The 12,972-nt window shown below is 72.0% G+C and carries 11 protein-coding genes; 9 read left to right on the forward strand and 2 right to left on the reverse strand.

From position 1 onward, the window contains the following. Nucleotides 1–11 precede the first annotated feature (11 nt). The 9 genes from LR269_RS15645 to hpaD all read left to right on the forward strand — a co-directional run bounded on the left by LR269_RS15645 (nucleotide 12) and on the right by hpaD (nucleotide 11,443). Nucleotides 12–1,421, forward strand: a complete 1,410-nt coding sequence (locus LR269_RS15645; RefSeq protein ID WP_231431681.1) for an aldehyde dehydrogenase family protein — start codon at nucleotides 12–14, stop codon at nucleotides 1,419–1,421. Nucleotides 1,422–1,578: 157 nt separating this feature from the next. After that, nucleotides 1,579–2,784, forward strand: a complete 1,206-nt coding sequence (locus LR269_RS15650) for a metallophosphoesterase family protein (protein WP_231431682.1) — start codon at nucleotides 1,579–1,581, stop codon at nucleotides 2,782–2,784. 172 nt (nucleotides 2,785–2,956) lie between these two features. Beyond that, complete coding sequence (locus LR269_RS15655) at nucleotides 2,957–4,612, forward strand: thiamine pyrophosphate-binding protein (protein ID WP_231431683.1); 1,656 nt, start codon at nucleotides 2,957–2,959, stop codon at nucleotides 4,610–4,612. An 85-nt stretch (nucleotides 4,613–4,697) separates the two neighbouring features. Continuing rightward, nucleotides 4,698–5,483, forward strand: coding sequence for a 2-oxo-hept-4-ene-1,7-dioate hydratase (gene hpaH, locus LR269_RS15660; RefSeq protein WP_231431684.1), 786 nt, complete (start codon nucleotides 4,698–4,700; stop codon nucleotides 5,481–5,483). After that, entirely contained in the window at nucleotides 5,468–6,352 is an 885-nt protein-coding gene (locus LR269_RS15665; protein WP_231431685.1) for an HpcH/HpaI aldolase/citrate lyase family protein, read from the forward strand. The genes hpaH and LR269_RS15665 overlap by 16 nt, the downstream gene beginning before the upstream one ends. 71 nt (nucleotides 6,353–6,423) lie before the next feature. Beyond that, nucleotides 6,424–7,977 (forward strand): fumarylacetoacetate hydrolase family protein, encoded by a 1,554-nt coding sequence (locus LR269_RS15670; protein ID WP_231431686.1) that lies wholly within the window; start codon nucleotides 6,424–6,426, stop codon nucleotides 7,975–7,977. Beyond that, the gene (locus LR269_RS15675) at nucleotides 7,974–8,645 is read left to right on the forward strand and encodes a GntR family transcriptional regulator (RefSeq protein WP_231431687.1); all 672 of its coding nucleotides are present in this window, start codon (nucleotides 7,974–7,976) and stop codon (nucleotides 8,643–8,645) included. The genes LR269_RS15670 and LR269_RS15675 overlap by 4 nt, the downstream gene beginning before the upstream one ends. A gap of 77 nt (nucleotides 8,646–8,722) precedes the next feature. Further along, the gene (hpaE, locus tag LR269_RS15680; RefSeq protein ID WP_231431688.1) at nucleotides 8,723–10,258 is read left to right on the forward strand and encodes a 5-carboxymethyl-2-hydroxymuconate semialdehyde dehydrogenase; all 1,536 of its coding nucleotides are present in this window, start codon (nucleotides 8,723–8,725) and stop codon (nucleotides 10,256–10,258) included. A gap of 42 nt (nucleotides 10,259–10,300) precedes the next feature. Further along, on the forward strand, nucleotides 10,301–11,443 hold the full coding sequence (gene hpaD / locus LR269_RS15685) for a 3,4-dihydroxyphenylacetate 2,3-dioxygenase (RefSeq protein ID WP_231431689.1): 1,143 nt from the start codon (nucleotides 10,301–10,303) through the stop codon (nucleotides 11,441–11,443). A gap of 51 nt (nucleotides 11,444–11,494) precedes the next feature. On the opposite strand, the gene LR269_RS15690 is transcribed toward hpaD, so the two are convergent. Next, complete coding sequence (locus LR269_RS15690) at nucleotides 11,495–12,304, reverse strand: alpha/beta fold hydrolase (protein ID WP_231431690.1); 810 nt, start codon at nucleotides 12,302–12,304, stop codon at nucleotides 11,495–11,497. Then, nucleotides 12,301–12,939, reverse strand: coding sequence for an isochorismatase family protein (locus LR269_RS15695; protein WP_231431691.1), 639 nt, complete (start codon nucleotides 12,937–12,939; stop codon nucleotides 12,301–12,303). The genes LR269_RS15690 and LR269_RS15695 overlap by 4 nt, the downstream gene beginning before the upstream one ends. Nucleotides 12,940–12,972: the final 33 nt, after the last annotated feature.

Genomic DNA, 12,972 nt, shown 5'->3' on the forward strand with positions numbered 1-12,972 from the left:
AAGGAGACCCCATGGACAGCGAAGCAGGACTGCTCGCCGCGATCGCCCCGGCCGACGGCCCGGGCCGCGAGGTGCACGACCCAGCCACCGGCGAGCTCATCGGCACGGTGCCCGTGCATGGCACGGCCGATCTCGACCGCGCCATCGCCGGGGCGACGAACGCCCGGCGCGCGTGGGCCGCGCTCGACGACGACGAGCGCAAGGCGACCCTGCACCGGGTCGCCGATGCGATCGAGGCCGCCGCCGAACCGCTCGCGCGAGTGCTCTCGCGCGAGCAGGGAAAGCCGCTCAACGGCCCGAACGCCCGCTTCGAGGTCGGCGCGTGCGTCGGCTGGCTGCGCGCGACCGCCGAGACGCCGCTGCCGGGCGAGGTCGTCGTCGACGACGGCGAGACCTACGCCGAGCTGCGCTACCGCCCCGTCGGCACGGTCGCGGCGATCACGCCGTGGAACTGGCCGATGATGATCGCGATCTGGCAGATCGCCCCGGCGCTGCGCATGGGCAACACCGTCGTCGCCAAGCCCAGCGAGTACACGACGCTCTCGGGCCTCGCCCTCGCCGCGGTCATGAACGAGGTGCTGCCCGAGGGCGTCCTCGAGGTGGTCGCCGGCGACGGCGCGATCGGCGCCGAGATGGTCGCCCGCCCCGAGTTCGGCAAGATCATGTTCACCGGCTCGACCGCGACGGGCAAGCGCATCATCGAGGCCTCCGCCGGCAACCTCACGCGGCTCACGCTCGAGCTCGGCGGCAACGACGCCGGCATCGTGCTGCCCGACGTCGACCCGGCGGCGATCGCCGAGGGCCTCTTCTGGGGCGCATTCATCAACACCGGGCAGACGTGCGCCGCGATGAAGCGCCTGTACGTGCACGACGACGTCTACGACGCGGTCTGCGCAGCGCTCACCGCCGTCGCCGAGCAGATGCCCATGGGCGTCGGCCTCGACGAGCAGAACGTGCTCGGTCCGCTGCAGAACCGCATGCAGTTCGGCGTCGTCGACCGCCTCGTCGAGGCGGCGAAGGCCTCGGGAGCCCGGGTGCTCGTCGGCGGCGAACCCGATCGCGAGCAGGCGGGCCACTTCTACCCGACGACCCTCGTTGCCGACATCGACCCAGGCAACCCGCTCGTCCTCGAGGAGCAGTTCGGCCCCGCCCTGCCGATCGTCCGCTACTCCGACATCGACGAGGCCGTGCGGCTCGCGAACGACGTCGAGGTCGGCCTCGGCGCCTCGGTCTGGTCGGGCGACCGCGACCGCGCTCGCGAGATCGCCGCGCGCCTCGAGGCCGGCACCGTCTGGATCAACTCCCACGGCGGCGTGCACCCCATGATCCCGTTCGGCGGCGTGAAGCAGTCGGGGTACGGACTCGAGTTCGGTGTCGAGGGCCTGAAGGCGGTGTCGGTTCCGCAGGTCGTCAACGGCTGAGCACGGATGCCTCGGAGCGCCGGCGCCCTCAGGGCGTCGGCGCTCTCGCGCGTCGGGACGAGGGCTTCGTTCACCCGCAGGTCGCGCCCGCGACATCCCCGAGCCGTACCGTCGCGAGCGGCGACCGTCGCCCTTCCGACGAACAGGAGACCAGACCATGCCCGACCGACTGCCCGTGAGCCGCCGAGCCGTCATCACCGCCGGAGCGCTCGGCGCCGTCGGCGCCGCGCTGCCGGCCGGAGCCGCGAACGCCGCGACCACGAGCCCGCGCCGCTCCCCCGCCGGGCGCCCGAGCACGAGCGGGCCGAGCCTGCGGTTCCGTTCCGACGGCACGTTCAAGGTCGTCCAGTTCAACGACACGCAGGACGACGAGCTCACCGACCGGCGCACCGTCGAGCTCATGGAGAAGACCCTCGACCAGGAGCAGCCCGACTTCGTCGTCATCAACGGCGACGTCATCACGGGCGGCTGCGAGACGCGCCTCGCGGTGAAGCAGGCGATCAACAACGTCGTCTGGCCGATGGAGAGCCGCGGCATCCCCTGGGCCGTCACCTACGGCAACCACGACGAGGACTCGCTGCCGCAGTCGGGGGTCGACGAGGCGGGCATGCTCGAGTTCTACCGGTCGTACGACTACAACATGAACGCCGCGAACATCGCCGACGTGACCGGCACCGGCAACACGCTCGTGTCGATCGCCTCGTCGGCGAAGCAGAACCGCGACGCGTTCGCGCTGTGGCTGCTCGACTCCGGCCGCTACGCGCCGGGTTCGATCAACGGCCAGGACTTCACCGGCTACCCGACCTGGGACTGGCTGCGCATGGACCAGGTCGCGTGGTACCGCGATGAGTCGCAGCGCCTCGAGCAGCGGCTCGGCCGCAAGCTCCCCGGCCTCATGTTCGTCCACATCGCGCTGTGGGAGCACCGGTTCATGTGGTGGGGCGGGGTCGACACCCGTACGGCCGCCGACGCGGCACGCGGCAAGGCGCGGCACGGCATCGTCGGCGAGCGCAACGAGGACGAGTGCCCCGGCCCCATCAATTCGGGCATGTACAACGCGATCCTCGAGCGCGGCGACGTGAAGGGCGTCTTCGTCGGCCACGACCACGTCAACGACTACGTCGGCGACTACTACGGCGTGCTGCTCGGGTACGCGCCCGGCACCGGCTTCGGCGCGTACGGCCTGCCGGGCGCCGAGCGCAACCGCATGCGGGGCGGCCGCGTGTTCGAGCTCACCGAGTCGGGCGACGACGTGTCGATCGCGACGCGCGTCGTCTACGCCCGCGACCTCGGCATCGACCTCACGGCGAACGACCAGCCGATGCAGCCCACCCCGCTGGCTGCGAAGCAGGCGCGGATCTGACCGGGGCGGCGGGGCCCGGGCCGGTCGGCCCGGGCCCGGCCGCCGTCGTATACTCGTCCTCGTCCAGGCGCGACACTCGCGCCGGTGCTCGAAAAATGGGCACGAAGCGGGCCCCTGCCGCGAGACACATACGGAATCGATCACGTCCGTCACCGTCTCGAAAGGCTTCGCCATGCCCAACGTCTCCGCCCACGTCGCCCACGCCCTCGCCGCCCACGTCGACCATGTCTTCGGGGTGATGGGCAACGGCAACGCCTGGTTCCTCGACGCACTCGAACGCGAGACGGATGCCTCGTTCACGGCGGTCCGCCACGAGGCGGGCGGCGTCGTGGCCGCCGACGCCCACTACCGTGCTTCGAAGCGCCTCGCGGCTGCGACGTCGACGTACGGCGCCGGCTTCACGAACACGCTCACCTCGCTCGCCGAAGCCGCGCAGGCCCGCGTGCCGCTCGTGCTCGTCGTCGGCGACGAGCCCACCTCCGGTCCGCGCCCGTGGGACGTCGACCAGATCGCGCTCGCCTCCGCGGTGGGCGCTCGCACCTACACCGTCGGTCGTACCGACGCCGCGGCGACCACCGTCATCGCGGTCGAGCATGCACTCGCGTACCGCCTGCCGGTCGTGCTCGCGATCCCGTACGACGTCGCGGCGGCGGAGGCCGGACCCCTCGTGGAGGCACCGGCCCCGAAGCATCCCGCACCGCTCGGGCCGGCCGGGGAATACGCCCGCGGCACGATCGCCGAGATCGCCCGCGCCCTCGCCGGCGCGAGCCGGCCGTTCCTGCTCGCGGGTCGTGGCGCGTGGCTCGCCGACGCCGGCGAGGCGCTCGGCGAGCTGGCCGCGGCGACCGGCGCCGTGACCGCGTCGACCGCGCTCGGACGGGGCGTCTTCCCCGACGGTCGGTACGACCTCGGCGTCACCGGCGGGTTCGGCGCCGACGGGGCGATGGCACTCGTGCACGACGCCGATGTCGCGGTCGTGTTCGGCGCCTCGCTCAACCAGTTCACGATGCGCTTCGGCGAGCTCTTCGCGCCCGGCACCCGGGTGTTCCAGGTCGACGTCGCGCCCGCCGCGACCCATCCCAACGTCGGCGGCTACGTGCGCGGCGACGCCGCGCTCGCGGCCCGGGCGATCGTCGGGGAGCTCGCGGTGCTCGGCGCCGAGCCGAGCGGCTGGCGCGACACGATCGACGCGGCCGCGCTGCGCCGCTACGACGAGGGCGACGAACTCGCCGCCGACGGTCGCCTCGACCCGCGCTCGGCCGCGCGCCGCATCGCCGAGCTGCTGCCCGAGGACCGGGTCGTCGTCTCCGACGGCGGGCACTTCATCGGGTGGGCGAACATGTACTGGCCGGTCGCCTCGCCCGATCGCATGATGATGGTCGGCACCGCGTTCCAGTCGATCGGCCAGGGCTTCCCGAGCGTTGCGGGTGCCGCGGCGGCCAAGCCCGGATCGACGATCGTGCTGACCTCGGGCGACGGCGGCGGCCTGATGGCGCTCGCCGACCTCGAGACCGCCGTGCGCACCGCCGGCGGCCGCGGCATCGCCGTCATCTGGAACGACGCCGCCTACGGCGCCGAGGTCAATCTCTACGGGCTCAAGGGGCTCGCCGAGGCGCCGATGCGCATCCCCGAGGCCGACTTCGCCGCCGCGGCCGCGGCGTTCGGGGCGGAGGGCGTCGTCGTGCGCACGCTCGGCGACCTCGATGCGCTCGCGGAGTGGGCGGCCCGACCGGTCGACGAGCGGTCGTTCCTGCTGCTCGACTGCCGCATCTCGGGGTCGGTCATCGCCCCGTACCAGCACGAGATCATCCGGGTGAACTCCCGCTGAGGCATCCCGCCCGTTCTCGCCCTGTGACGGCGACGCAGGATCGTATACGATCGTGCTGAGCGCCCGACGACGAAGTGGAGCCCGCGTGCTGAACCAGTCCACCATCGAGCAGATCGCCGACGAACTCGTCGCCGCAGATCGCGACCGCACCATCGTGCCGCGGCTCACCGCGCGGTACCCCGGCATGACCGTCGACGACTCGTACGCCGTGCAGAAGGTCTGGGCCGAGCGGCGCATCGCCGACGGCGCCCGGCTCGTCGGCCGCAAGATCGGCCTCACCTCGAAGGTCATGCAGGTCGCGACCGGCATCACCGAGCCCGACTACGGCGTCATCCTCGACGACATGGTGTTCGAGTCGGGCGCCGAGATCGAGTTCGACCGGTTCTCGAACGTGCGCATCGAGGTCGAGCTCGCGTTCGTGCTCGCCAAGCCGCTCGCCGGTCCGAACACGACCGTCTTCGACGTGCTCGACGCGACCGCCTACGTCGTGCCCGCGCTCGAGGTCCTCAACTCGCACCTCGAGCTCGAGGGCCGCACGATCGTCGACACGATCAGCGACAACGCCGCGATGGGCGCGATGGTCGTCGGCGGCCGCCCGGTGAAGGTCGACGAGGTCGACCTGCGCTGGATCGGCGCGCTCCTCTACCGCAACCAGACGATCGAGGAGTCGGGCGTCGCCGCAGCGGTGCTCGGCCACCCCGCGATGGGCGTCGCCTGGCTCGCGAACAAGCTCGCCCAGCACGGGCAGTCGCTCGAGGCGGGCGAGATCATCCTCGCCGGCTCGTTCACCCGGCCCATGTGGGTCGAGCGCGGCGACACCGTGCACGCCGACTACGGACAGCTGGGGGCGATCACGTGCCGATTCGCCTGAACCTGCCCGACACGTTCACCGACCGCGTCGCCGCCGCCGACCGCCCCCAGATCGGCATGTGGGTGTGCTCGGCGAGCCCGCTCATCGCCGAGGTCGCAGCAGGCAGCGGCGTCGACTGGCTGCTCATCGACGCCGAGCACTCCCCCAACGACCTGCAGACCATCCTCCACCAGCTCTACGCGGTGTCGGCGTACCCGGTCGCCCCGGTCGTGCGCCCGCCGATCGGCGACCCGGTCGTCATCAAGCAGTACCTCGACCTCGGCGTGCAGAACCTGCTCGTACCGATGGTCGACACGGCCGAGCAGGCGCGCCGGCTGGTGCGCGCCGTGCGGTACCCCGGCACGGCGACGAGCACCGAGCGGGATGCCTCGGGCCACCGCCCCGGCCCGACCGATCACGGCATTCGCGGGGTCGGTGCCTCGCTCGCCCGCTCGTCGCGCTGGAATCGCGTCGAGGGTTACCTCGCCGGCGCCTCGGCGACGGTGAGCCTCACCGTGCAGATCGAGTCGGCGACCGCCGTCGCGAACGTCGACGAGATCCTCGCGGTCGACGGCGTCGATGCGATCTTCGTCGGCCCGGCCGACCTCGCGGGGTCGATGGGCCTGCTCGGGCAGCCCTCGCACCCCGACGTCGTCGAGGCCGCGCTGACGGCGATCCGTGCGGCGCAGGCGGCCGGCAAGCCCGTCGGCATCAACGCGTTCGTCGCCGAGGACGCGGAGCGCTACCTTGCGGCGGGCGCCTCGTTCGCCGCCGTCGGCGCCGACGTCGCGATCCTCGCGCGTGCCTCCGAGGCGCTCGCCGACCGCTTCATCGCCCGGCGAACGACCGGTTCGGATGCCTCGGGCACACCCCCGCGCGCGAGCTACTGACCGCCGATTCATCGCTTCACAAGCCCCCGCAGATCGTATATGATTTGTGATATTACGAGACGAGGACGTCAATGACCTTCGGTATCCCGACCCCCGGCAAGATCATCGCCGTGCACCTCAACTACCCGTCGAGGGCCGCGCAGCGGGGTCGCACGCCCGCTCAGCCGAGCTACTTCTTCAAGCCGGCCTCCTCGCTCGCCCCGACCGGCGGCACCATCGAGCGCCCCGCCGGCACCGAGCTGCTCGCCTTCGAGGGCGAGATCGCGATCGTCATCGGCGAGCCCGCCCGCCGCGTCTCCCCCGAAGACGGCTGGAGGCACGTCGCCCAGGTCACCGCGGCGAACGACTTCGGCCTCTACGACCTGCGCGCCGCCGACAAGGGTTCGAACGTGCGCAACAAGGGCGGCGACGGCTTCACGCCGATCGGGCCGGCAGCGATCCCCGCGAGCGTCGCCGGCGAAGACGGGTGGCGGGTGCGCACCTGGGTCAACGGCGAGCTCGTGCAGCTCGACACCTCCGACACCCTGCTGTTCCCGTTCGGGCGCCTCGTCGCCGACCTCTCGCAGCACATGACGCTCGAGACGGGCGACGTCATCCTCACCGGCACCCCCGCCGGCTCGTCGGTCGTCGTTCCCGGCGACGTCGTCGAGGTCGAGGTCGACGCCCCGCTCGCACCCGGCGCCCCCTCGACGGGCCGTCTCGTCACGACCGTGACGCAGGGCGACGCCCCGTTCGGCGACTTCGGCACCAAGCCCGCCGTCGACGACGCGCAGCGCATCGAGGCGTGGGGCAGCGAGGCCGAGCACGCCGCGGCCGTCGCCGCCGGCAAGGCCAGCCCGCTCGACGCACCGACCGCGAGCGACGAGGCCGCCGCGGCGAGCGCCGCCCCCGAGCCATCCCCTGCGGCGTTGACCGACGAGGTGCGCGAGCTCCTCTCGAGCGCCGCCGTCGCGACCGTCTCGGCGGCGCTGCGCAAGCGCGGCTACCACGACGTCTTCATCGAGGGCGTGTTCGCGAACCATCCGGGCGACCGCATCGTCGGCACCGCGAAGACGCTCCGCTTCATCCCGTTCCGCCCCGACCTGTTCAAGGAGTTCGGCGGCGGCTTCAACGCGCAGAAGCGCGCGTTCGACACCGTCGCGCCGGGCGAGGTGCTCGTCGTCGAGGCCCGCGGCGAGCGCGGCACCGGCACCGTGGGCGACGTGCTCGCGCTCCGCGCCCAGGTGCGCGGCGCCGCCGGCATCGTGACCGACGGCGGCGTGCGCGACTTCGACGCCGTCGCCGAGTTCGACATCCCCGTGTTCAGCCAGGGGCCGCACCCGAGCGTGCTCGGCCGCCGGCACGTGCCGTGGGAGACCGACGTCACGATCGCCTGCGGCGGTGCGGCCGTGCAGCCGGGCGACGTCATCGTCGGCGACGGCGACGGGGTGCTCGTGATCCCGGCGGCGATCGCCGCGGAAGTCGCGGCCGAGGCGGCCGCGCAGGAGGCCGAGGACGCCTGGGTCGCCGAGCAGGTCGCGGGTGGGGCGTCCGTCGACGGGTTGTTCCCCATGAACGCCGAGTGGCGGGCGCGCTTCGAGGCCACTCGCTCGGCCGAGGCCGCCGCCGCGGAGGCCGCGCGATGAGCACCGAGTCGAAGTCGCAGCGCGCCTACCGGTTCATCCGCGAGCGCATCGACGACGGGCGCTTCGTGCCCGGCTACCGCCTGGTGCTCGGCCCGATCGCGGCCGAGCTCGACGTGAGCGTCGTGCCCGTGCGCGAGGCGATCCGGCGACTCGAGGCCGAGGGGCTCGTGACGTTCGAGCGCAATGTCGGCGCCCAGGTCGCGCTGATCAAGGAGACCGAGTACCTGCACACCATGCAGACGCTCGCCCTGGTCGAGGGCGCGGCGACTGCGCTCTCGGCGCCCGCGCTCACGCCCGCGCACCTGCACCGCGCCCGCGAGATCAACGAGCGCATGCGCCGGAGCCTCGACGACTTCGACCCGCACCGGTTCACCGAGCTCAACCTCGAGTTCCACGCGGTGCTCTACGAGGAGTGCCCGAACCCGCACATCCTCGACCTCGTGCACCGGGGCTGGAACCGCATGAAGGTGCTGCGCGACTCGTCGTTCAGCTTCGTGCCGGGGCGCGCGCACGAATCGGTCGACGAGCACGAGCGCATCGTCGCCCTGATCGAGGCGGGCGCCGCTCCCCTCGAGATCGAGCTCGCCGCGCGTGCGCACCGCACCGCGACGCTCGACGCCGTGCTCGAGCACCAGGCCGAGCTGCGGCACCCGGTACCGACCCCCTGACCCGTTGCGGGCCGCGCAGGCCCGCCCGACCGACCGCCCGACCGGCGGATCCACGACCACACGAAGGTGAGCAACAGATGACCGACCACACGCCCGAGGGCCTGCCCGACCGCATCCGCCACTACATCGACGGCGAGTTCGTCGACTCGATCGACGGCGACACCTTCGAGGTGCTGAACCCCGTCACGAACGAGACGTACGTGCACGCCGCCGCCGGCAAGAAGGCCGACGTCGAGCGCGCCGTCGCCGCCGCGCGTCGTGCCTTCACCGAGGGCCCCTGGCCGCGGATGCTCCCCCGCGAGCGGTCGCGCGTGCTGCACCGGATCGCCGACCTCGTGGAGTCGCGCGACCAGCGTCTCGCCGAGCTCGAGTCGTTCGACTCGGGTCTGCCGATCACGCAGGCGCTCGGCCAGGCCCGCCGCGCCGCCGAGAACTTCCGCTTCTTCGCCGACCTGATCGTCGCCCAGGCCGACGACGCCTTCAAGGTGCCCGGCAAGCAGATGAACTACGTGAACCGCAAGCCGATCGGCGTCGCCGGGCTCATCACCCCGTGGAACACCCCGTTCATGCTGGAGTCGTGGAAGCTCGGCCCCGCCCTCGCGACCGGCAACACGGTCGTGCTGAAGCCCGCCGAGTTCACGCCGCTCTCGGCGTCGCTCTGGGCGGGCATCTTCGAGGAGGCGGGCCTGCCCAAGGGCGTCTTCAACCTCGTGAACGGCCTCGGCGAGGACGCGGGCGACGCGCTCGTCAAGCACCCCGACGTGCCCCTCATCTCGTTCACGGGCGAGAGCTCGACCGGCCAGCTGATCTTCGGCAACGCCGCCCCGTACCTCAAGGGCCTGTCGATGGAGCTCGGCGGCAAGAGCCCCGCCGTCGTCTTCGCCGACGCCGACCTCGACATCGCCATCGACGCATGCATCTTCGGCGTGTTCTCGCTGAACGGCGAACGCTGCACCGCGGGCAGCCGCATCCTCGTGCAGCGCGAGGTCTACGACGAGTTCGTCGAGCGCTACGCGGCGCAGGCGAAGCGCGTCAAGGTCGGACACCCGCACGACCCCGCGACCGAGGTCGGTGCGCTCGTGCACCCCGAGCACTACGACAAGGTGATGAGCTACGTCGAGCTCGGCAAGACCGAGGGCCGGCTCGTCGCCGGCGGGGGGCGCCCCGAGGGCTTCCCGACGGGCAACTACGTCGCCCCGACCGTCTTCGCGGACGTCGCGCCCGACGCCCGCATCTTCCAGGAGGAGATCTTCGGCCCGGTCGTGGCGATCACGCCCTTCGACACCGAGGAAGAGGCCCTCGCCCTGGCGAACAACACGAAGTACGGGCTCGCCGCCTACATCTGGACGAACGACCTCAAGCGGGCGCACAACTTCGCCCAGTCGGTCGAGGCCGGCATGGTGTGGCTCAACTCGAACAACGTGCGCGACCTGCGCACCCCGTTCGGCGGCGTCAAGGCATCGGGGCTCGGCCACGAGGGCGGCTACCGCTCGATCGACTTCTACACCGACCAGCAGAGCGTGCACATCACGCTCGGCGCACCCCACAACCCCACCTTCGGCAAGCAGCAGGTGCACGAGGCATCCGACCTCGACGACCCCGACCCCCGCTGAGCCGCGCCGATCCCGACGACCCACCCGAGCAAGGACGCTGAAATGACCAACCGCGACGACATGACCCTCACCTCCTCCGGCTTCTACGTTTCGCAGGAGGCCCCGATCCACACCGACAACCCGGTGCCGACGCCCTCGGTCCCCGCCCCCGACATCCTGCGCTGCGCGTACATGGAGCTCGTCGTCACCGACCTCGCCGCCTCGCGCGAGTTCTACGTCGACGTGCTGGGCCTCTACGTCACCGAGGAGGACGACCGGGCGATCTACCTGCGCTCGACCGAGGAGTTCATCCACCACAACCTCGTGCTGCGCCAGGGCGAGATCGCGGCCGTCGCCGCGTTCTCGTACCGCGTGCGCACGCCCGAAGACCTCGACAAGGCGGTCGCGTTCTACACCGAGCTCGGATGCCGCGTCGAGCGCCGCGCGGAGGGCTTCACGAAGGGCATCGGCGACTCGGTGCGCGTCGAGGACCCGCTGGGCTTCCCGTACGAGTTCTTCTACCAGACCGAGCACGTCGAGCGCCTTTCGTGGCGCTACGACCTGCACACGCCGGGCGAGCTCGTGCGCCTCGACCACTTCAACCAGGTCACGCCCGACGTGCCCCGCGCGGTGAACTTCATGCAGTCGCTCGGGTTCCGCGTCACGGAGGACATCCAGGACGCGGAGGGCGTCGTGTACGCCGCGTGGATGCGCCGCAAGCCCACCGTGCACGACACCGCCATGACCGGTGGCGACGGCCCCCGCATGCACCACGTCGCGTTCGCGACGCACGAGAAGCACAACATCCTCGCGATCTGCGACAAGCTCGGCGCGCTGCGGCGGTCGGACGCGATCGAGCGCGGGCCGGGCCGCCACGGCGTCTCGAACGCGTTCTACCTGTACCTGCGCGACCCCGACGGCCACCGCGTCGAGATCTACACGCAGGACTACTACACGGGCGACCCCGACAACCCCGTCGTCACGTGGGACGTGCACGACAACCAGCGCCGCGACTGGTGGGGCAACCCGGTCGTGCCCTCCTGGTACACCGAGGCATCCCTCGTGCTCGACCTCGACGGCAACCCCAAGCCCGTCGTCGCCCGAACCGACTCGTCGGAGATGGCCGTCACGATCGGCGCCGACGGTTTCTCATACACGCGCCGGGGCGACGAGGAGCACGGCTTCAAGCTCGGCAACACGCTGTAGTGCGTCAGGCTTCTGCAGGAGCGGATCCGCGACGGCGCCCTCGGGGCCGCGTCAGCGCACTTCTCCTGCAGAAGCCGCCAAGAACCCGATCGCCGCGTCCTTGAACAGCCGAGAGGTCAGCGTCGACACGTGGTCGCGCCCGGGGATCGAGACGAAGTCGGCACCCCAGTCGAGCGCGAGCTGCTGCGCTCCGGCCGGCACCGGGTCGGCCTCGCCCGCGACGAACAGCGTCGGCACGTCGCCGGGGATCGCGAGCGGCGCGCCCGACACCCCGGCGACGACGGCGAGCAGCGCCTCGGGGTCGGCTCCCGCCTCGATGGCGGGGCGGAGCACCTGCTCGATCACGGGGTTCGCGGTCGGCACGCCGTCGATCAGCAACGCGCGCACCTCGTCGAGCCGCCACGACGCGAACAACTCGTTCGGTCCGGCACCGCCGACGACGACCCGGCGCAACCGCTCGGGCGCGAGTGCGGCGAGCGCCGAGATCACCCGGTTGCCCATCGAGTACCCGACCGCGTCGACGCGCGCGATGCGCTCGGTGTCGAGCACGGCGATGAGGTCGGCCCCGAGCCGCTCGGGCCGGTAGTCGTCGTCGCCCACCGGCTTGTCGCTCTCGCCGTGTCCGCGCAGGTCGACCGTGACCGCCGTGCGTCCGGCTTCGTTGAGCGCCTTCACCCAGCCCGTGCCCTCCCACGTGACGCGAGCGGTCGATGCGAAGCCGTGCACCAGCAGCACCGGTGGCAGCGCAGCCGTCGCCGAGTCGTCCCGAGTCGTCGCCGCCCGGTGCACGCGGTACGCGATGAGCACGCCGTCGGCGCCCTCGGCGTAGAGCGCGGGCGACCGGTCGGTCGCACCGATCATTCGGGAGACCCGGATGCCTCGGCGCCGGCCTCTCCGGCGGTGCCTGCCCCGACCGCGGCCGAGGTCTCGATGACCGCGCCGGCGTGGCCGAGCTCGGCGAGGGCCGCGATCGAGGACTCGGGTGCGACGCCTGCGACGAGATCGGTGAGCACGCGCACGTGCTGCCCGTGCTCGAGCGCGTCGAGCGCGCTCGCCCGCACGCAGTAGTCGGTGGCGAGGCCGACGACGTCGACATCGGTGATGCCGTGGCGCCCGAGCACCTCGCTCACGCTCTCGCCGGCGTCGTCGGTGCCCTCGTAGATCGAGTACGCCGGCACACCCTGTCCCTTTCGGATGTGCACGTCGATCTCGTCGACCGCGAGCGCCGGGTGGTACTCGGCGCCCAGCGTGCCCGCGACGCAGTGCGGCGGCCAGGTGTCGACGTAGTCGGGCTCGGCGTCGGTCGCGAAGTGGCCGCCGTTGTCGTTGTCGCTCGAGTGCCAGTCGCGCGAGGCGATGACGAGCGAGTAGGCGTCGCGATGGTTCGCGAGCAGTTCGCTGACGCCGGCGGCGACGGCCGCCCCGCCGTCGACGCCGAGTGCGCCGCCCTCCGTGAAGTCGTTCTGCACGTCGATGATGAACAGGGCCCGTGTCATGGCTCCATTCTCCCCCTGTCGCGCCGCGACCGG

Source organism: Agromyces sp. S2-1-8, from assembly GCF_021129215.1.
GTDB lineage: Bacteria > Actinomycetota > Actinomycetes > Actinomycetales > Microbacteriaceae > Agromyces > Agromyces chromiiresistens.